The sequence below is a fragment of the Amnibacterium setariae genome (assembly GCF_003581425.1).
GTDB lineage: Bacteria > Actinomycetota > Actinomycetes > Actinomycetales > Microbacteriaceae > Amnibacterium > Amnibacterium setariae.
In genome coordinates this window covers 526,901-545,308 of sequence record NZ_QXTG01000002.1, presented here as the reverse complement: position 1 = coordinate 545,308, position 18,408 = coordinate 526,901, and the positions used below count along the sequence as shown (strand labels likewise).

Below are 18,408 nucleotides of genomic sequence, written 5' to 3'. Positions count from 1 at the left end.
GGTCAGCGGGCGAATTGGGGGTAGGGGTCGGCTCCGTGTCGCCGGGGCTACAGTGACGGGCGTGCGCGTCGACCTGCTGACCAAGGAGTACCCGCCGGAGATCTACGGGGGTGCCGGGGTGCACGTCGCGGAGCTGACGCGGGCGCTGCGGCGGAGCATCGAGGTGCAGGTGCGCTGCTTCGGCGCCCCGCGCGACGAGGCCGACGTGACGGCCTACCGACCCCCCGCGGAGCTCGACGGCGCGAACGGCTCCATCTCGACGCTCGGCGTCGACCTGCAGATGGCGCAGGGCGCGGCGGGCACCGACCTGGTGCACTCGCACACCTGGTACGCGAACGCGGGCGGCCACCTCGCGAAGCTGCTGCACGGCGTGCCCCACGTCGTCACGGCGCACAGCCTCGAGCCGCTGCGCCCCTGGAAGGCGGAGCAGCTGGGCGGCGGCTACCGGATCACGAGCGAGATCGAGCGCACCGCCTTCGAGGCGGCCGACGCGGTGATCGCGGTGAGCCGCGGCATGGGCGACGACATCCTCCGCTCCTACCCGCGCGTCGACCCCGAGCGCCTCCACGTCGTCTACAACGGCATCGACCTCGAGCAGTGGAAGCCGAACCACGACGCGGACCTGGTGCGCTCGCTCGGCGTCGACCCGGACCGGCCCACCGTGATCTTCGTCGGCCGCATCACCCGGCAGAAGGGCCTGCCGTACCTGCTGCGCGCCGCGGCGACCCTGCCGCCCGAGGTGCAGCTCGTGCTCTGCGCGGGCGCGCCCGACACCGCGGAGATCATGGCCGAGGTCACGGGCCTCGTCCACGACCTGCAGGAGCAGCGCAGCGGCGTCGTGTGGATCGAGCGGATCCTGCCCCGGCCCGAGCTGACCGCGCTGCTCACCGCGGCGGACGTCTTCGTCTGCCCGTCGGTCTACGAGCCGCTCGGCATCGTGAACCTCGAGGCGATGGCCTGCGGCACCGCCGTGGTCGGCACCGCGACCGGCGGCATCCCGGAGGTCGTGGTCGACGGCGAGACGGGGCGGCTCGTGCCGATCGACCAGGTGCAGGACGGCACCGGCACGCCCGTCGACCCGGAGCGCTTCGTCGCGGACCTCGGGCGGATCCTCGGGGAGACCGTCGTCGACCGCGCGCAGGCGACGCGGTTCGGCGCGGCCGGGCGCGAGCGCGCCCGCGCCGTCTTCGACTGGGACGCGATCGCCGGGCAGACGACGGCGGTCTACCGCTCGCTCGTCTGACGCGCGCCGAGGTCCGCAGGCCCTCCCGGCATCTAGGGTTGGAGGCATGGCAGCGGTGTTGCGGTTCTCGGACGTCACGGTGACCCGGGGCAGCACCACGATCCTCGACGGCGTGAGCTGGTCGGTCGACAGCGCCGAGCGCTGGGTCGTCCTCGGCCCGAACGGCGCCGGCAAGACCACGCTCCTCCAGCTCGCCGCCGCGATGCTGCACCCGACGCGCGGCACGGTCGAGGTGCTCGACGCGCATCTCGGCAAGGCCGACCTGTTCGAGGTGCGCCCGCGAATCGGCTTCGCCTCGAGCGCGATGGCCAGGCGGATCCCGCCGACGGAGGCCGTGCTGGACGTCGTGCTCACGGCCGCGTACTCCGTGACGGGCCGCTGGAACGAGCAGTACGAGGACATCGACGTGCGCCGGGCGAACCGGGTGCTCGCCGAGTGGCGCCTCGACCACCTCGCGGACCGCCGCTTCGGCGACCTCTCCGACGGCGAGCAGAAGCGCGTGCAGATCGCCCGATCGGTCATGACCGACCCGGAGCTGCTGCTGCTCGACGAGCCGGCCGCGAGCCTCGACCTCGGCGCGCGCGAGGAGCTGCTGCAGCTGCTCGGCGGCTACGCCAGCGCGCCGAGCGCCCCGGGCATGGTCATGGTGACGCACCACGTGGAGGAGATCCCCGTCGGCTTCACCCACGCGCTGCTGCTCAAGCAGGGCCGCGTCGTCGCCGCGGGCCCGATCGGGGAGACGATCACCTCCGAGCGCATCGGCGAGACGTTCGGCCTCGCCGTCGAGATCACCGAGCGCGACGGTCGGTACGCCGCCCGCGCGACCGGCGCCGCCTGACCGGGACGTCCCGGCTCTGGTAGCATCGACGGTCGGCCGCAGCGCGGCCCCCGCCGCCGCCCGGTCTCCGGTCGGCCGCCCCAGACGCATCAGTCCCGACACGTCCGTCGCCCGATCCGAAGAGGTCCGTCAGCCATGAAGTCCGCGATCCACCCCGAGTACCGCCCCATCGTCTTCCGCGACCTCGCGTCGGGCGAGACCTTCCTCACGCGGTCCACGGCGACGAGCGACAAGACGATCGAGCTGGACGGCGAGACCTACCCGGTGATCGACGTCGAGATCTCGTCCGCGTCGCACCCCTTCTACACGGGCAAGCAGCGCATCCTCGACTCGGCCGGCCGCGTCGAGAAGTTCAACCAGCGCTTCAAGAACTTCGGTCGCTGACACCTCGCCGAGCCGAGAGCTCGGTACGCATGATGGGCCGCTCCTCCGCAAGGGGGAGCGGCCCTTCGGCTTCCGCCCGCTAGCGTCGCGGTGTGGTCGCGGATCTGGGGGAGCGCTCGCTCCGCCTCCGTCGGCCCCCGTCCGTCGTCCCCGCGCCGCTCGCGTGGCGCACGGTGCTGCCCGCCGCGGTCGCGGTGCTCGCCGTGCTGCTGGTGCTCGCGCCGCAGTACGGGTACCACCGCGACGAGCTCTACTTCCGGGTCCTGCCGCTCGCCTGGGGCTACACGGACCAGCCGCCGTTCACCCCGCTCGTCGCGCACGTCATGTCCGCGCTCGCGGACCAGCCGTGGGCGCTGCGGATCCCCGCCGCCCTGGTCGCGGCCGGCGCCGTGGTCGTGGTCGCCGCGATCACCGCGGAGGTCGGCGGCTCCCGCGGCGCGCAGGCGCTCGCCGCGTGGGGCTCGGGCTTCGCGTACTACCCGCTGCTGCTCGGCCACGTGCTGTTCACGGCCACCTTCGACCTCGTCGTCTGGCCGCTCGTGCTCCTGCTGGTGCTGCGGGCGGTGCTCCGCGGCGCCGGCGCCTGGTTCCTGCTCGCCGGCGTCGTGGCGGGCCTGAGCCTGTACAACAAGCTGCTCGTCCTCGCCCTGCTGCTGGCGATCGCCGTCGGCCTCGCCGTCGCCGGACCCCGGCGGCTCGCGCTCTGGGGCTGGGCGGCGGCGGGCGGTCTGCTCGTCCTGGTCCTCGGCGCCCCGAACCTCGTCTACCAGCTGACCCACGGGCTGCCCCAGCTCGACGTCGGCAGCGCCCTCTCCGCGCAGAACGCCGCCGCGGTGCGGCCGTTCATCGTGCCGTTCCTCGCCGTCCTGCTCGGGCCGCTGCTCGTGCCCGTCTGGATCGCCGGGCTCGTCGCCCCGTTCCGACGGCCGGACTGGCGGGAGGTCCGCTGGCTGCCGGTGGCGCTCGTCGCGATCGTCGCGCTCGTGATCGTGATGGGCGCGCAGCTCTACTACGACCTCGGGGTGCTCATGGCGGTCTTCGCCGTGGGGTGCGTCCCGGTCGCGGAGTGGGCGGCGACGGCCGGCCGGCGCCGGGTGCTGGTCGCCGGCGTCGCGGTGAACGCGATCGCGTCCGCGGTGCTCGCGCTGCCGGTCGTGCCGCAGGCGGCGCTCGCGGGGTCCGTGATCCCGGCCTGGAACCAGGCGACCCGCGACCAGCTGGGCTGGCCGCAGCTCGCCGAGCAGGTCGCGGCGGTGCCCGCCGTCCACGGTCCCTCGACGGTCGTGCTGACGCGCAACTACGGCGAGGCCGCGGCGCTCGACCGGTTCGCGCCGGCGCTGCGCGGGCGCGTGTTCAGCGGGCACAACGCCCTGCACGACCTCGCGGCGCCGCCCGCCTCCACCGAGACCGTCGTGGCGGTCGGCTACGGGCTCGACTGGCTGTCGTCCGCCTTCGCGCAGTGCACCGTGGTGCAGCGGCTGCAGGACCCGAGCGGCGTGACGAGCCAGGAGACGGGGGCACCGGTGCAGGTCTGCACCGGCCGAACCGTGCCCATGGCCGCCGTCTGGCGACGAGCCGCCTGGATCGGCTGAGCCGGGGCGGTCGGGGCGGGGTCAGCCCAGCAGCTGCGCGCGCGCCGCATCCGGCAGCACGACGGTCGCGGTCCAACCCGGCCGCACGAAGTCGTCGCGGTGCAGGCGCACCCGCACCTCGTCCCGGGCCTCGCCGGGCCTCGTCTGCACCCGCGCCCTGCCGTTCGGGCGGTACCCGAGCTTCTCGGACACCCGCAGGGAGGCCGCGTTCCAGGAGATCGCGCCGGACTCCGCCCACTCGGCGCCGAGGTGGTCGAACGCGAGCTGCAGGATCCCGGCGCGCATCTCGGTGCCGAGCCCCTTCCCCTGCGCGCCGCGCGTCAGCCACGACCCGCTCGTCACCGTGCGGAGCACCGGGAGGTCGCGCGCCCGGACGTCCTGCGAGCCGATGAGCCGGCCCTCGTGCTCGACGGCGAGGATCAGCAGCCAGTCGCCCGGCCGCGTCTCGGCGCGGGTGCGCCAGTGGCTGCCTCCGCCAGCTCGTCGAAGTCCTCGTCGCGGGCAGGGGAGCCCGCCCGAGCCTTCATGACGGCGGTCAGCGGAGCGGCCAGCCGCCCGAGCCGGTGAAGCCGGGGTCGCGCTTCTCGCGCATGTAGGCCTGGAACCGCTCCGCCTGCTCGGCGCACCACCCGACCTGGGCGTCGTGCAGCTCCTGCGCCTCGAACGCGAGCTCGACGGGGTACCGGCGCGCGATCGCCTGGGCGACGCGGCCGGCCGCGATCGCGTCGGCGCCGGCGTCGTGCGCGTCGGTGAGGCCGACGCCGTACACCTCGGCCGCGGCGGTCAGCGTCCGCTTGCCCTTGCGGTACCGGTCGACCTGCTTGTCGAGCACGAACGGGTCGACGATCGGGGCGGTCGTCTCGAGCGGCCACAGCCGGTGGCGCGCGGCCTCCGCGGCGAGCAGCGTGAGGTCGTAGGGCGCGTTGTAGACGACGAGCGGGAAGCCGCGGAGGAAGACGCTGCGGATCGCGGCGAGGATCTCGGCCACGACCTCCCCGGGCGGCCGCCCGAAGCGCTGCGCGCGCTCGTCGGTGATGCCGTGCACCGCGGCGGCGCCCTCGGGGATCGGCACGCCGGGGTCGACGATCCAGTCCTTGCGCTCGACGAGCGCGCCCGTCTCGTCGATGACGCCGACGTGCGCGGTGACGATGCGGGCGGTCGCGGTGTCGACGCCGGTCGTCTCGAGGTCGAAGACGCCGAGCGCCCTCGCCCAGCCCGGCAGCGGGCGCTCCGGCTCGGCGGGCGCCGGGGGAGCGGGCTGCGCCCGGTCCGCGATCAGCAGCTCCGCCTGCTGCACGACGACGACCTCGTCGGGCGACGCGACGACGTCGGTCTCCTCGATCAGGAGCAGCGGCACGGGCTCCGCGACGGGCTCCGGCGCGGGCGGCGTCCAGGTGGACACGACGTCGGCGGCGGCCGCCCGCGGCACGGGCGGCGCCTCGAACTCGAAGAGCAGCGTCGGGGTGTCCTGAGGCACGTCGTCGACGCTACGTCGCCGGTCCGACACCGTCCGGGCGGCGCGCAGCAGCCCGCCCATCACGGCGCCGAGCCCGAGCGGCACGACGACGTCGCGCAGCCCGGGCATCGGCGGCCGGCTCAGACCTGCGGGTCCGGCACGGCGATCACCGGGATCGCCGTCGTCGTCACGGGCACCTCCGGCGGCACCGGCTGGGCCACCCGCAGCCAGAAGAAGCTCTGCGTGCCGAGGGTGATCGTCACCCGGCCCTCGTCGTCGAAGGACGGGAACCGGCTGCCGCCGAACAGGTCCGTGAGGCTGTGGTTCGCGAGCTCCGGCGCGGTGATCGTGAACGACACCGGGTTGTGCAGGAACGAGAACACGCAGAGGACCGCCTCCGCCTGGTCGCCGATCGAGCCGGTGGAGCCGCTGTAGTTGCGGAGGAACGCGAGCGCCGACTCGTGGTCCGTCTCGAGCACGGTGAGGTCGCCGAGCCCGAACACCGGGTGGGCCTTCCGCGTGTGGATCACGTTGCGCACCCAGTGCAGCAGCGACCGCGACTGGGCGAGCTGCGACTCCACGTTGACGAGCGAGTAGTGGTACACGAGCGACTGCACGACCGGCAGGTAGAGCTTGCCCGGGTCGGAGGTGGAGAAGCCGGCGTTGCGGTCCGGCGTCCACTGCATCGGCGTGCGCGACGCGTCGCGGTCGTTCAGCCAGATGTTGTCGCCCATCCCGATCTCGTCCCCGTAGTAGAGGAACGGGCTGCCGGGCAGCGAGAACAGCAGCGCGTGGGCGAGCTCGAGCTCCGCGCGCGAGTTGTCGAGCAGCGGCGCGAGGCGCCGCCGGATGCCGATGTTCGAGCGCATCCGCGGGTCGTAGGCGTACCACCCGTACATCGCCTGCCGGTACTCCTCGTCGACCATCTCGAGCGTCAGCTCGTCGTGGTTGCGGAGGAAGACGCCCCACGCCGCGGCGTCGGGGATGTTCGTCTGCTCGGACAGGATCTTCACCAGCTCCGTGGCGGTCTGCGCGCGCAGCGAGTAGTAGATCCGCGGCATGACGGGGAAGTCGAAGGCCATGTGGCACTCCGGCTCGTCCTCGGAGCCGAAGAACGCGGCGACCTCGCGCGGCCACTGGTTCGCCTCCGCGAGCAGGATGCGGCCCGGGTACTCGCGGTCGACGTACTCGCGCAGGCGCTTGATGAACTCGTGGGTCTTCGGCTCGCCCTCGCCGTTGCCCTCCTCGCTCTCGAAGAGGTACGGGATCGCGTCGAGCCGGAGGCCGTCGACGCCGAGGTCCAGCCAGAACTTGACGATGTCGAAGATCGCCTCCTGCACCTTCGGGTTGTCGAAGTTCAGGTCGGGCTGGTGGCTGAAGAAGCGGTGGAAGAAGAACTGGCGCCGCACCGGGTCGAAGGTCCAGTTCGACTCCTCCGTGTCGACGAAGATCACGCGGATGTTCTTGTACTTCTCGTCGGTGTCGCTCCAGACGTAGAAGTCGCCGTACGGGCCCTCCGGGTCGCTGCGCGACTGCTGGAACCACTCGTGGGCGTCCGACGTGTGGTTCAGCGGGAAGTCCATGACGATGCGCATGTTGCGCTCGTGCGCCCGGCGGACCAGGTCGCGGAACTCGTCGATCGTGCCGAACTCCGGCAGCACGGCCTTGAAGTCCGAGATGTCGTAGCCGCCGTCGCGGAGCGGGCTCATGTAGAACGGGGGCAGCCACAGCGAGTCGATGCCGAGCCACTGCAGGTAGTCGAGCCGCGACGCGAGGCCGGCGATGTCGCCCGTGCCGTCGCCGTTGCTGTCGACGAAGCTGCGGACCATCACCTCGTAGAACACCGCGCGCTTGTACCAGGTGGGATCCCGGGTGAGGCCCGGCAGCTGGATCGGTGCGGTGAAGCTCACAGATGGTCCTCTCGACGGATGAGGCCGGGTCGCGGTGCGGCGATCCTATGAGCCGGTCCTGGGCCGCCGCCTGAGCCGGACCCGCCGCCGGTCCGGACGGCCGCAGCGGGGCCGACTTCCTAGACTGACGGCTCGATGCGCATCGTCCCCTCCCCGTACGCCGAAGGCCTCTCGAGGACCCCGGTCGCCCGCCACCACGTCGACGTCGACGGCCTCCCCGCCGCGTGGTGGGAGTACGGCGAGCCCGGACCCGGCCCGACGCTGCTGCTCGTGCACGGCTTCCGCGGCGACCACCACGGGCTCGAGCCGGTGGTGTCGTTCCTGCCCGGCGTCCACGTCGTCGCGCCGGACCTGCCGGGCTTTGGCGCCTCCGCCCCGCTGCCGGGCGAGCACTCCGTCGACGGGTACTCGGCCTGGCTGCGCGCGTTCGCCGCCACCATCGGGCTGCCCGCCGACGCGGTCGTGGTCGGCCACTCGTTCGGCACGATCGTCGCCGCGAAGGCGCTCGCCGACGGGCTGCCCGCCGCCCGCGCGGTGCTCCTCAACCCGATCGCGGCGCCCGCGCTGGCCGGGCCGAACGCGCTCGGCACGCGGCTGTCCTCCCTCTACTTCGGCGTCGGCGCGGCGCTGCCCGAGCGGATCGGGAACGCGCTGCTGCAGAGCCGCGTGATCACCCGCGGCGCGGGCGCGTTCCTCGCGAAGACGAAGGACCCGGCGCTGCGGCGGTGGATCCACGACCAGCACGACCGCTACTTCTCGGGCTACGCCACCCGTCGCGTCGTGCTCGAGGCGTTCCGCGCCTCCGTCGACCACGACATCACGGAGTGGGCCGACCGGCTGACGCTGCCCGTGCACCTCGTCGCCGCCGAGCACGACGACATCACCACCGTCGAGGCCGTGCGGCGGCTGCGGGCGATGCTGCCGGACGCGACGATGGCCGTCATCCCGGACGTGGGCCACCTCGTGCACTACGAGACGCCCCGCGACGCCGCCCGGGAGATCGCCGCGGTCGCCGGGCTGCAGGTCGCATGAGGCTCGTCGTCGACTGCCGCTACATCCGGCGCGACGGCCGCCACGACGGCATCAGCCGCTTCACCGCCGGGATCACCGCGGGGCTCGGCCGGTTGACGCCGCTCACGATGCTGATCGACGACGAGCGGCAGCTCGCGCTGCTGCCCGACCTGCCGTGGGCGCGCACCCGGCCGCCGGCCTCACCGCTCGAGCCGCTCATCCCGCGGGTCGTGAACCGGCTGCGGCCCGACGTGGTCTTCTGCCCCCTCCAGACGTCCGGCTCCATCGGGCGCCGGTACGGCCTGGTGCTGACGCTGCACGACCTCATCTACTACCGTCACCGCACCCCGCCGGCCGAGTTCGCGTGGTGGGTCCGGCTCGGGTGGCGCCTGCTCTACGCCAGCTACCTGCCGCAGCGGCTGCTGCTCGACCGGGCCGACGAGGTCGTGACGGTCTCCGAGACGGTCGCCGGCGAGATCGCCGCGCACCGGCTCACCCGGCGACCCGTGACCGTGGTGCCGAACGCGGCGGACGGCGCGCCGCTCGAGCGGGCCGCGCCGGGGGAGCGCGAGCGCTCGATCGTCTACATGGGCGCGTTCATCGGGTACAAGGACGTGCCGACGCTCGTGCGCGCCGCCGGGCTGCTGCCGGGCTGGACGCTGCACCTCGCGAGCCGCGTCCCCGCGGGGGTGCGCGCGTCGCTGACGTCGCTCGCCGAGGCCTCCGGTGCGGCGGTCGTGTTCCACGACGGCGTCGACGAGGCGGCGTACGCGGCGCTGCTCGACCGCGCGACCGCGCTCGTCACCGCGTCGCTCGACGAGGGCTTCGGGCTGCCGGTGGTCGAGGCGATGCAGCGAGGCGTGCCGGTCGTGCTCACGGACATCCCGATCTTCCGCGAGGTCGGCGGCGACGCGGCGCTCTACGCGCCCGCCGGCGATGCCGCGGCCTTCGCCGCCGCGGTGCGCCGCCTCGAGGACCCGGGGGAGTGGGACCGGCGGTCGAACGCCGCGCTCGAGCAGGCCGGCCGGTACAGCTGGGACGCCTCCGCCGCCCGGCTCCTGCCCGTGCTGGAGCGGGTCGCCGCGGCGAGGCGGACGCGGGTCAGTCGCGGCTGAGCGCCGCATCCTCCGGCGGGAGCAGGTCGCGGGACCACGGGCGTCCCGCGAAGGAGACGAGCTCGAGCCCGGGAACGCCCGCGGCGTCGTCGACGACGCGGAACACGTGGTCCGAGCCGTTCTCGATGCGCTCGCCGCGGGGCGGCCAGGTCCAGCGGGTCGCGGCGCGGACGAGCGACCCGATGACGCCGCCGTGGGACACGACGAGGACGCGCTCGCCGGGGTGCCGGTCGGCGACGGCGAGGAGGGCAGGGGTGACGCGCTCGACCGTCGCCTCGCGGGACTCGAGCGCCTGCAGGCGGCCGCCGAACTCCCGCGCCACGTCGGCGTCGGTCATGCCCTCCGCCCGGCCGTAGTCGCGCTCCACGAGCTCGTCGACGACCTCGACGTCGCCGATCCCGAGCTCGTCGGCGATGATCCGCGCCGTCTCGGCGGCGCGGGAGAGGGGGCTGGAGACGACCGCGTCGACGCGCGTGCCGACGAGGCGCTCGCCGGTCGCCCGGGCCTGCCCGCGTCCCGTGTCGTTCAGCGGGATGTCCGTGCGGCCCTGGACCTTCCCGATCCGGTTCCACTCGGTCTCACCGTGGCGGACGAGGACGAGCTCGGTCATGGTCTCCTTCGGGGACGGGCTGCAGGGCCCGGCGAGCCTACCCGGCGGCCCTCGGGCGGGGGCTCAGGCGCCGAGGCCGAGCGCCCGGTCGATCAGCCGCCGCGCGTCCTGCGGCTCGACGCCGAGGCTGCGCACCCGGGACGCGAAGCTCGCCGCCGCCTGCTCGAGCGCCCGCGTGTCGGCGTCCGGCGACCAGCTCACCACCGTGCCGTTGCGGCCGCGGGCCTCGACGAGACCCTCCGCCTCGAGCTCCTTGTACGTGCGCGCCACGGTGTTCACGGCGAGCCCGAGGTCGTCCGCCAGCCGTCGCACGGTCGGCAGCCGCTCCCCGGCGGCCAGCTCGCCGCTGCGGATCCGGTCCGCGAGCTGCGCGCGGACCTGCTCGAACGGGGGCGTGGGCGACGCGGGATCGACGACGATCATCGCTCCACCTCCGTCCCCACGCGTTCGTTGCGCGCCAGCTCCGCCGCCGTCGCGGGCCAGAGCCGTCGGAGGAAGTATCGCGCCGAGCCCTGCCGCATCGCGCGGACGGAGAGCACCGCGAGCAGCGCCAGCACGCCGTAGGCGATCAGCAGCTGGTCGGCCGACTCGTCCGCGCGGCGGTCCACCGCGGCGATCACGACGGGAGCCGAGACCACGATCGTGCCGACCGCGAGCAGCGCGCCCGCGCCGAGGACGGTGCGGGCGACGTCGGCCCGCAGCGCGTCCGCCCAGGCCAGCTGCGCGGCGGTCCCCGCCCGCTGGGGACGGGTCGTCACGAGCACGGCGACGGCCTCGGCGACCGCCGCCACGAGCAGGGCCGAGAGCCCGGCGGCGAGCGCCGTCGCGGCGCGCTCCCGCGGCGCGCCCAGCAGGAGGGGGAGCAGCCCGCTGACGGTGGCGACGACCGCGGCCGCCGGGACGAGACGCCGCTCGAACGGCTCGACGTAGTCGGCGACGGCGACCGCCCGCTCCCGGGCGACGCGGGGACCGGCCGGCGGCGTCAGCGACGCGGCGAGCCAGCCGCCGGCGAGGAGACCGAGGCCGCCGACCAGCAGGGCGCCGCCCTGCACGACGAAACCCTGCAGGAGGGCCGGCGCGGCCGGCGGCACGACGAGCCGCAGCAGCGTCGAGAGCTCGATCCCGACCGCCACCCCGGCCGCGTAGCCGATCCACGTCGCCCGCCTCCGGCGCAGGAGGAACGGGCGCACGTCGGCCGTGATCCCCAGGCCGAACCGCTGCGACCACCTCCCGACCGCCGCCTCGACCTTGCGCGGGCGCAGTGCGGGGAGCGCGATCAGCACCGCGGCGAGGACGGCGAAGACGCTCGAGATCACGAGATCACGAGATCGCTCATCGCGCACCTCCTTCTGTCGCACCCAATGTAGCAACGTACTGCGACAAAAGGCGACGTCGAAGGGGAGTAGCCGGTGCGCGGATCCGGAGTTCCTGCGCGACACGCCGCATCACGAGCCGCCGACGCGGCGTGTCGCCTCAGAACTCCGGATCCGCGCAAGAACTGCGGATCCGCGGGTCAGGCGCGGAGGCGGTCCCGCAGCGCCGTGAGGGTCTCGGTCGTGCCGGCCTCGATCTTCAGCGCGGCGACCCGGTCGCCCTTCGTCGCGCCGCGGTTCACGACGACGATCGGCACGTGGCGGCGCCGCGCCTGCTCGAGCAGGCGGATGCCGCTGTTCACGACGAGGGAGGAGCCGGCCACGAGCAGCGCGTCCGCGCGGCGGACCAGCGCGGCCGCCTCCGTGAAGCGCTCCTTCGGCACGAACTCGCCGAAGAACACGACCTCGGGCTTCAGCACCCCGCCGCAGACGGTGCAGTCGGGCACGGAGAACCCGCTCACGTCGCCGACGTCCGCGTCCCCGTCGGGGTTCAGCGTCACGGTCTCGCCGGTGACGAACCACGGGTTCGCGCTCTCGATCCGCTCGGCGATCGCGCTGCGCGCGTAGAGCTGGCCGCAGCGGAGGCACACGACGCGGTCGACGGAGCCGTGCAGCTCCACGACGTGCCGCGACCCGGCTCGACCGTGCAGGCCGTCGACGTTCTGCGTCACGACGCCGAGGACGCGGCCGTCCGCCTCGAGGTCCGCGAGGGCGACGTGCCCGGCGTTCGGCGCCGCGGCGACGAACCGCTCCCAGCCGAGGTAGCTGCCCGCCCAGTAGCGCTGCCGGAACGACTCGCCCGCCAGGAACTGCTGCACCGTCATCGGCCGGCGCTGCGGGGCGCCCTCGCCGCGGTAGTCGGGGATGCCGGAGTCGGTGCTGATGCCCGCCCCGGTCAGCACGGCGACGCGGCCCGACAGCAGCTCCGCCGCCTGCGCGAGGACGTCGGCGGCCGGTCCGTCCGCGACGCGCACCGCCTCCCCGCCCATAGCCTTGCAGCGTAATCGGGCGGGGAGGAGGGGCGATGCGGACGGTTGCGCTCTCCGCGGACGGCCTCGCCGACCCCGCGCTGCAGGACTTCACGCGGCTCACCGACGTCGCGCTCCGCCGGCTGCTCGAGCCGGAGGGCGGCCTGTACCTCGCGGAGTCGACCAAGGTGATCGAGCGCGCGATCCGGGCCGGGCACCGTCCCCGCGCCGTGCTGACCCGCGCCGAGTGGCTGCCGCAGCTCGAGCCGCTGCTCGCCCCGTTCCCCGACGTGCCCGTGCACGTCGGCGACGACGCGGTGCTCGAGCGGCTGACCGGCTTCCACCTGCACCGCGGCGCGCTCGCCTCGATGCACCGCCCCGAGCTGCCGGACCCCGGCGACCTGCTGCGCGACGCGCGTCGCGTGGTCGTGATCGAGGACGTCGTCGACCACACGAACGTCGGCGCGATCTTCCGCAGCGCGGCCGGGCTCGGCGTCGACGCGGTGCTCGTGACGCCCCGCTGCGCGGACCCGCTCTACCGCCGCAGCGTGCGGGTCAGCATGGGCACGGTGCTGCAGGTCCCGTGGACCCGCCTGCCCGAGTGGCGGGAGGCGGCGCCGCTGCTGCACGACGCCGGGTTCGCGATCGCGGCCCTCGCGCTCACCGACCGCGCGGAGGACCTCGACGTGCTCGCCGCGGATCCGCCGGAACGGCTCGCGCTCGTGCTCGGCACGGAGGGCGACGGGCTCAGCCGCGCAGCGCTCGCGGTCGCGGACCGGCACGTGCGGATCCCGATGGCGCACGGCGTGGACTCGCTCAACGTCGCGGCCGCCGCGGCGCTCGCGGTCTGGGCCGTCCGGCCCCGCTGAGGCGGTTCCGCGACATCCCGTCCCCCGGACGAGGGGTGGCGGCGCCCTCCTCCTACACTCGACCGGTGCCGCGCGGAGAGGAGCCCCGATACGGGCTGCGCCGCTTCGTGGCCGCCGTCTCCGCGACCGTGATCCTGCTGATCGGGGTCGGCGTCCCGGTCTCCATCGTCGCCCCGGTGCCGCAGGCACGGGCGGAGGTCGCGCAGGAGCAGCAGCGCGCCACCGACCCGGCCGCGATCCGCCTCCCGTCGTTCGGGTCCTCCGCCGTCGGCGTCGTCGGCATGCCCGGCGTGCTCGCGAAGCGCGGACCGCAGGCGCCGCGGCAGATGGCGAGCATCACGAAGGTGATCACGATGCTCGTCGTGCTCGAGAAGCGGCCGCTCGCGGCCGGCGAGGACGGCCCGACGATCACGCTCGGGCAGCGCGACGTCGGCTACCTGGACCAGGTCATCGCGGCGAACGGCTCGTGGCAGCCCGTGCAGGCCGGCTGGAGGGTGAGCCAGCGGGCCGCGATCGAGACGACGATGATCCCCTCCGCCAACAACTACGCGGAGACGCTGGCGGTGTGGGCGTACGGCTCCGTGCCCGCCTACCTCGACGCGGCGCGCGCGTTCCTGAAGGCGAACGGGCTCGACGACACGACCGTGGTCGACACCAACGGGCTCTCCTCCGGGGACCGCAGCACGCCCACCGACCTCGTCGACCTCGGCCGGATCGCCCTCGCGAACCCGGTCCTCGCGGCCACGGTCAGGATGGCGACGGCGGACGAGCCGAACGTGGGCGCGCTCGAGAACACGAACCAGCTGCTCGGCACGGACGGGATCGACGGCCTGAAGACCGGCACGTACGACACGGGCGCGAACCTGCTGTTCAGCGCGACGCGGCGGGTCGGCGACCGGACCGTGCGCATCGTCGGCGTGGTGCTCGGCGCGCGGGACCACCCGACCCTCGACGCGCGGGTGCCCGCGGTGGTCGACAGCGTCGTCGCCGGGTACCACGACCTCGCGCTCGCGAAGCCGGGCCAGGTCTTCGCCACCTACGAGACGCGGTGGGGCGGTGTCGGCAGGGCCGTCGCCGCGAAGGCGGTCAGCCGGGTCGTGTGGAGCCGCGCCCGAGTCGTGCGGAAGGCGAGCGTCGACCCCATCACGGGCGGCCGCAAGGGCGAGCGGGTCGGCGAGGTGACCTACTCGGTCGACGGCAGCACCGTGGTCGTGCCGCTCGTGCTGGACCGCGACGTGCTCGCCGCGCCGGTGTGGTGGCGGCTGACGCACCCGCTCCGCTAGCGGCCCTCGAAGCCCGGGCGCTTCGCCGCGACCGTGTCGCCGGAGGAGACGCCGCGGATGCGGCGGCCGATCCACGGGATCAGGTGCTCCCGCGTCCAGTGCAGGTCCTCGACCCGCGCCTCCCGCCACGAGCGCGGCGGCAGCGGCGCCGGGCGGCTCGGCTCGAGGTCGTTCTCGACGCCGAGCACGTCGAGCACCATGCGCGCGACCTCGTGGTGGCCGTAGGCGTTCAGGTGCAGGCGGTCCTCGCGCCAGAAGTCGGCCCGCTGGATCGCCGTCAGCGACCACTGGTCGGCGACGAGCGCGCCGTGCTTCGCCGCGAGCCCGCGCAGCAGCTCGTTGTAGATCGCGACCTTGCCGCGGATCCGCCGGAAGACGGGGGAGAAGCCGACGTCGACGCCGGTGAAGAGGACGACGGTCGCGCCGGTCGCGGCGAGCCGCCCGAGCGCGGGGTCGAGCCGGGCGGCGATCTCGTCCGGGTCCGTGCCGGGGCGGATCACGTCGTTGCCGCCCGCGGAGATCGTGACGAGGTCCGGCGCCAGCGCGATCGCCGGCTCGACCTGCTCGTCGACGATCCGGCCGAGCAGCCGCCCGCGGACCGCGAGGTTCGCGTAGGCGAAGTCCTCGGTCCGGGTCGCGAGCACCTCCGCGACGCGGTCGGCCCAGCCGCGGAGCCCGCCGGGGCTGTCCGGGTCCGGGTCGCCGTAGCCCTCCGTGAACGAGTCGCCGATGGCGACGTAGCGCTGCCAGGTCACTCCTCCCATCCTGCTCCTGTCCTCGCGGCCGTCGTGCGCGCTGCGTGGTCGCCCCCGGAACGGGCGGCGCGCCCGGCGCGCGGGGGAGGTCGGCGAGTCGCGGTGGTCGCGGTTAGCGTTGACGCTCCGATGAGCACCCCCGCACCGCGTCTGCCCTCGCCCGCGCCGGAGCCCGTCCACCTCTTCGACGCGGCCCCGGGCGCGCACCAGGCGGCGGCCCTGCCGCCGGCCTTCCCCGACCGCACCCCGTGGGGCGCCGGCCCGCGCCTGCGCCGCTGGCAGGAGGAGGCGCTCGCCGCGTACTTCGAGCGGGAGCCGCGCGACTTCCTGGTCGCCGCGACGCCGGGCGCCGGCAAGACGACCTTCGCCCTGCGGCTCGCGAAGGAGCTGCTCGCCCGCGGCACCGTCGACCACGTGACGGTCGTCGCGCCGACGGACCACCTGAAGCGCCAGTGGGCGGAGGCCGCCGAGCGCGTCGCCATCCACCTGAACCCGCTGTTCAAGAACGCGGACGGCTGGCTCGGCAAGCACTGGCACGGCGCCGCGCTGTCCTACGCGCAGATCGGCATGGACCCCGTCGTCCACAAGCGGATGACCGAGTCGGCGCGGACGCTCGTCATCCTCGACGAGGTGCACCACGGCGGCGACGCGCTGTCGTGGGGCGACGGGATGCGGGAGGCGTTCGCGGGCGCGACCCGCCGGCTCTCCCTCTCCGGCACGCCGTTCCGCAGCGACACCGCGCCGATCCCGTTCGTCGAGTACGCGCCGGACCAGCACGGCATCCGCACCTCGATCACCGACTTCTCGTACGGCTACCGGCGGGCGCTCGAGGACGGCGTCGTCCGGCCGGTGCTCTTCATGGTCTACTCCGGCGCGATGCACTGGCGCACGAGCGCGGGGGAGGAGATGAGCGCCCGCCTCGGCGAGGCGACCACGAAGGACATCACGGCGCAGGCCTGGCGGACCGCGCTCGCGCCCGAGGGCGAGTGGATCCCGGCGGTGCTCCGCGCCGCCGACCAGCGGCTCACCGAGGTGCGGCGCGGCGTGCCGGACGCCGGCGGCCTCGTCATCGCGACGAACAAGACGACGGCCCGCGCCTACGCGCAGCAGCTGAAGGCGCTGACCGGCGAGCCCGTGACCGTCGTGCTGTCCGACGAGAAGGAGGCGAGCGACCGGATCGCCGCGTTCTCCGCCGGCACCGACCGCTGGCTCGTCGCGGTCCGGATGGTCTCCGAGGGCGTCGACGTGCCGCGGCTGTCGGTCGGCGTCTACGCGACCAACGCCTCCACCCCGCTGTTCTTCGCGCAGGCCATCGGCCGCTTCGTGCGCGCCAGGAGGCGCGGCGAGAGCGCCTCCGTGTTCCTCCCGAACGTGCCGGTGCTGCTGAAGCTCGCCGAGCAGCTCGAGCTCGAGCGCGACCACGCGCTCGACCGCGACGAGCGCGAGGGCGACGACGCGGCCGGGGGCCTCGACGACGCCGCCCTCGACGCGGCCAACCGGCTCGAGAAGGCGTCCGAGACGCTCGCCCTCGACGGCTCGTTCCAGGCGCTCGGCAGCGACGCGGCCTTCGACCGCGTGCTCTACGACGGCGGCGAGTTCGGGTTCGAGGCGGAGGTCGGCAGCGAGGAGGAGCTCGACTTCCTCGGGCTGCCCGGGCTGCTTGAGCCGGACGAGGTGCGCAACCTCCTGCTCCACCGCCAGGCGAGGCAGCAGAAGCGCGGCAAGAAGCCGGCGCCCGCGTCCGCGCCGACGCCCGCCGAGCAGCGCCTCGCAGACATCCCGATGCACAAGCGGCTCAAGGAGCAGCGGCAGCAGCTGCAGGACCTCGTCGGGCTCTGGTCGCACCGCACGAACACGCCGCACGGCGCGATCCACTCGGAGCTGCGGCGCCTCTGCGGCGGGCCGGCGGTGGCGCAGGCGACGACCGAGCAGCTGCAGGCCCGCATCGACCTGCTGCGCAAGCGGGTCAAGGGCTGAGCCTCCCGCTCGAGCGCGGGTGAGGTTAGCCTTACCTGCGTGACGCTCGTCGAGACCGACCCGCCCGCGCCGCAGGCCGCCGACCCGGCCGAGGCGAGCACGGCGCCGTTCCTCCTGCACCGCGTCCGCGTCGCGCGCCGCCGCCGTCTCTCAGACGGCTTCATGCGCGTGACCTTCACGGGTCCGACGCTGCACCGCTTCGCGGACCCGGGCCTCGACCAGCGGATCAAGCTGATCCTGCCGTCGGGGGAGGGCTCGCTCGACGCGCTGCCCCTCGTCGACGACTGGTACGGCGCCTGGCGGGCGATCCCCGACGACCTCCGCCCGGTGATCCGGACCTACACGACCCGCGCCGTGCGCCCTGCGGCGCGCGAGGTGGACGTGGACCTCGTCGTGCACGAGCCGTGCGGCCCGGCCGGCCGCTTCGCGCAGGACTGCCGCGAGGGCGACGAGGTCGTGCTCTGCGGCCCGAACCGCGGCTGCGCGGCCGGCGCGGGCGGCGTGGACTTCCGGCTGCCGCCCTCCACCGACCGCGTGCTCGTCGCGGGCGACGAGACCGCGCTGCCGGCCGTCGCCCGGATCCTCGAGGGCCTGCCGGGCCGCGTCCGCGGCGAGGTGCTGCTCGAGGTGCCCTCCGCGCTCGACGCGGCCCAGCTGCCCGCGGCCCCCGCCGGCGTCGCCGTGCGGGTGCTCGCCCGCGACGGCGCCGAGCACGGCTCCCTGCTCGCGCCGGCCGTGCGTGCCGCCGCCGGCCGCCTCCTCGACGCGCACCGCGGCGAGGAGCCGGAGGACGTCGACGTCGACGCGGGCCTGCTCTGGGAGGTCCCGGGCGACGGCGCGATCGCCCGGTCCGACGGCCCGTTCTACGCCTGGCTCGCTGGGGAGGCGTCGATGATCAAGGCGCTGCGCCGGATGCTCGTCGCCGAGCTCGGCGTCGACCGCCGCTCGGTCGCCTTCATGGGCTACTGGCGGAAGGGTCGCGCCGAGGGCGACTGACCGCTCCTCGTCCGCACGGTCAGGGGCC

General features: G+C 74.6%; 17 protein-coding genes and 1 pseudogene. 10 read left to right on the top strand and 8 right to left on the bottom strand.

Going from position 1 to position 18,408, the window contains the following annotated elements; genetic code table 11:
* The first annotated feature begins 61 nt into the window (after positions 1 to 61).
* The 4 genes from glgA (at position 62) to D1781_RS10560 (ending at position 4,057) form a co-directional block, all read left to right on the top strand.
* Complete coding sequence (gene glgA / locus D1781_RS10575) at positions 62 to 1,243, top strand: glycogen synthase (RefSeq protein WP_119483187.1); 1,182 nt, start codon at positions 62 to 64, stop codon at positions 1,241 to 1,243.
* Positions 1,244 to 1,289: 46 nt separating this feature from the next.
* A complete protein-coding gene (locus D1781_RS10570; protein WP_119482264.1) occupies positions 1,290 to 2,081 on the top strand; it encodes an ABC transporter ATP-binding protein in 792 nt (263 codons plus the stop codon).
* Between the two features lie 135 nt (positions 2,082 to 2,216).
* The gene (locus D1781_RS10565) at positions 2,217 to 2,465 is read left to right on the top strand and encodes a type B 50S ribosomal protein L31 (RefSeq protein WP_119482263.1); all 249 of its coding nucleotides are present in this window, start codon (positions 2,217 to 2,219) and stop codon (positions 2,463 to 2,465) included.
* 92 nt (positions 2,466 to 2,557) lie between these two features.
* Positions 2,558 to 4,057: a glycosyltransferase family 39 protein gene (locus tag D1781_RS10560; protein WP_119482262.1), complete on the top strand. Its 1,500-nt coding sequence runs from the start codon at positions 2,558 to 2,560 to the stop codon at positions 4,055 to 4,057.
* A 21-nt stretch (positions 4,058 to 4,078) separates the two neighbouring features.
* Here the strand turns inward: D1781_RS10560 and D1781_RS10555 are convergent.
* The 3 genes and pseudogenes from D1781_RS10555 to treS all read right to left on the bottom strand — a co-directional run.
* Positions 4,079 to 4,507: pseudogene (locus D1781_RS10555) on the bottom strand (GNAT family N-acetyltransferase); the annotation flags it as partial.
* Between the two features lie 85 nt (positions 4,508 to 4,592).
* Positions 4,593 to 5,642 carry an exonuclease domain-containing protein gene (locus D1781_RS10550; RefSeq protein ID WP_325048815.1) on the bottom strand — a complete coding sequence of 350 codons (1,050 nt, stop codon included), beginning with the start codon at positions 5,640 to 5,642 and terminating at the stop codon, positions 4,593 to 4,595.
* An 11-nt stretch (positions 5,643 to 5,653) separates the two neighbouring features.
* Entirely contained in the window at positions 5,654 to 7,423 is a 1,770-nt protein-coding gene (gene treS / locus D1781_RS10545) for a maltose alpha-D-glucosyltransferase (protein WP_119482260.1), read from the bottom strand.
* 135 nt (positions 7,424 to 7,558) lie between these two features.
* Here treS and D1781_RS10540 point away from each other — a divergent pair, with 135 nt between their 5' ends.
* Both D1781_RS10540 and D1781_RS10535 read left to right on the top strand, forming a co-directional pair.
* Positions 7,559 to 8,455 carry an alpha/beta fold hydrolase gene (locus tag D1781_RS10540; RefSeq protein WP_119482259.1) on the top strand — a complete coding sequence of 299 codons (897 nt, stop codon included), beginning with the start codon at positions 7,559 to 7,561 and terminating at the stop codon, positions 8,453 to 8,455.
* Positions 8,452 to 9,549: a glycosyltransferase family 4 protein gene (locus tag D1781_RS10535; RefSeq protein WP_119482258.1), complete on the top strand. Its 1,098-nt coding sequence runs from the start codon at positions 8,452 to 8,454 to the stop codon at positions 9,547 to 9,549. Before D1781_RS10540 ends, D1781_RS10535 begins: the two co-directional genes overlap by 4 nt.
* Here the strand turns inward: D1781_RS10535 and D1781_RS10530 are convergent.
* From D1781_RS10530 to D1781_RS10515, 4 genes are all read right to left on the bottom strand, one after another.
* Positions 9,536 to 10,159: a histidine phosphatase family protein gene (locus D1781_RS10530; protein WP_119482257.1), complete on the bottom strand. Its 624-nt coding sequence runs from the start codon at positions 10,157 to 10,159 to the stop codon at positions 9,536 to 9,538. The two genes, D1781_RS10535 and D1781_RS10530, sit on opposite strands and share 14 nt — an antisense overlap.
* A gap of 63 nt (positions 10,160 to 10,222) precedes the next feature.
* Positions 10,223 to 10,582 (bottom strand): GntR family transcriptional regulator, encoded by a 360-nt coding sequence (locus tag D1781_RS10525; RefSeq protein WP_119482256.1) that lies wholly within the window; start codon positions 10,580 to 10,582, stop codon positions 10,223 to 10,225.
* Positions 10,579 to 11,475: a hypothetical protein gene (locus D1781_RS10520; protein ID WP_119482255.1), complete on the bottom strand. Its 897-nt coding sequence runs from the start codon at positions 11,473 to 11,475 to the stop codon at positions 10,579 to 10,581. The genes D1781_RS10525 and D1781_RS10520 overlap by 4 nt, the downstream gene beginning before the upstream one ends.
* A gap of 197 nt (positions 11,476 to 11,672) precedes the next feature.
* Positions 11,673 to 12,521, bottom strand: coding sequence for an NAD-dependent protein deacetylase (locus D1781_RS10515; protein ID WP_119482254.1), 849 nt, complete (start codon positions 12,519 to 12,521; stop codon positions 11,673 to 11,675).
* A 35-nt stretch (positions 12,522 to 12,556) separates the two neighbouring features.
* Here D1781_RS10515 and D1781_RS10510 point away from each other — a divergent pair, with 35 nt between their 5' ends.
* Together D1781_RS10510 and D1781_RS10505 are read left to right on the top strand one after the other, a co-directional pair.
* Entirely contained in the window at positions 12,557 to 13,369 is an 813-nt protein-coding gene (locus D1781_RS10510) for a TrmH family RNA methyltransferase (RefSeq protein WP_119482253.1), read from the top strand.
* A gap of 65 nt (positions 13,370 to 13,434) precedes the next feature.
* Entirely contained in the window at positions 13,435 to 14,652 is a 1,218-nt protein-coding gene (locus tag D1781_RS10505; protein WP_147392077.1) for a D-alanyl-D-alanine carboxypeptidase family protein, read from the top strand.
* On the opposite strand, the gene D1781_RS10500 is transcribed toward D1781_RS10505, so the two are convergent.
* Positions 14,649 to 15,416 (bottom strand): SGNH/GDSL hydrolase family protein, encoded by a 768-nt coding sequence (locus D1781_RS10500; protein WP_119482251.1) that lies wholly within the window; start codon positions 15,414 to 15,416, stop codon positions 14,649 to 14,651. The genes D1781_RS10505 and D1781_RS10500 overlap by 4 nt on opposite strands.
* Positions 15,417 to 15,536: 120 nt before the next feature.
* On the opposite strand from D1781_RS10500, the gene D1781_RS10495 reads away from it, so the two are divergent.
* Positions 15,537 to 17,384: a DEAD/DEAH box helicase gene (locus D1781_RS10495; protein ID WP_119482250.1), complete on the top strand. Its 1,848-nt coding sequence runs from the start codon at positions 15,537 to 15,539 to the stop codon at positions 17,382 to 17,384.
* Between the two features lie 39 nt (positions 17,385 to 17,423).
* Positions 17,424 to 18,380, top strand: a complete 957-nt coding sequence (locus D1781_RS10490) for a siderophore-interacting protein (RefSeq protein ID WP_119482249.1) — start codon at positions 17,424 to 17,426, stop codon at positions 18,378 to 18,380.
* Positions 18,381 to 18,408 lie beyond the last annotated feature (28 nt).

Excerpts from the sequence above, each read along its gene's own strand:
- D1781_RS10500 (WP_119482251.1), bottom strand. The coding sequence starts at position 15,416 with ATGGGAGGAGTGACCTGGCAGCGCTACGTCGCCATCGGCGACTCGTTC.
- D1781_RS10515 (WP_119482254.1), bottom strand. The coding sequence starts at position 12,521 with ATGGGCGGGGAGGCGGTGCGCGTCGCGGACGGACCGGCCGCCGACGTC.
- D1781_RS10570 (WP_119482264.1), top strand. The coding sequence starts at position 1,290 with ATGGCAGCGGTGTTGCGGTTCTCGGACGTCACGGTGACCCGGGGCAGC.
- D1781_RS10540 (WP_119482259.1), top strand. The coding sequence starts at position 7,559 with ATGCGCATCGTCCCCTCCCCGTACGCCGAAGGCCTCTCGAGGACCCCG.
- D1781_RS10535 (WP_119482258.1), top strand. The coding sequence starts at position 8,452 with ATGAGGCTCGTCGTCGACTGCCGCTACATCCGGCGCGACGGCCGCCAC.
- D1781_RS10550 (WP_325048815.1), bottom strand. The coding sequence starts at position 5,642 with ATGCCCGGGCTGCGCGACGTCGTCGTGCCGCTCGGGCTCGGCGCCGTG.
- D1781_RS10525 (WP_119482256.1), bottom strand. The coding sequence starts at position 10,582 with ATGATCGTCGTCGATCCCGCGTCGCCCACGCCCCCGTTCGAGCAGGTC.
- D1781_RS10510 (WP_119482253.1), top strand. The coding sequence starts at position 12,557 with ATGCGGACGGTTGCGCTCTCCGCGGACGGCCTCGCCGACCCCGCGCTG.
- D1781_RS10495 (WP_119482250.1), top strand. The coding sequence starts at position 15,537 with ATGAGCACCCCCGCACCGCGTCTGCCCTCGCCCGCGCCGGAGCCCGTC.
- D1781_RS10530 (WP_119482257.1), bottom strand. The coding sequence starts at position 10,159 with ATGACCGAGCTCGTCCTCGTCCGCCACGGTGAGACCGAGTGGAACCGG.
- D1781_RS10565 (WP_119482263.1), top strand. The coding sequence starts at position 2,217 with ATGAAGTCCGCGATCCACCCCGAGTACCGCCCCATCGTCTTCCGCGAC.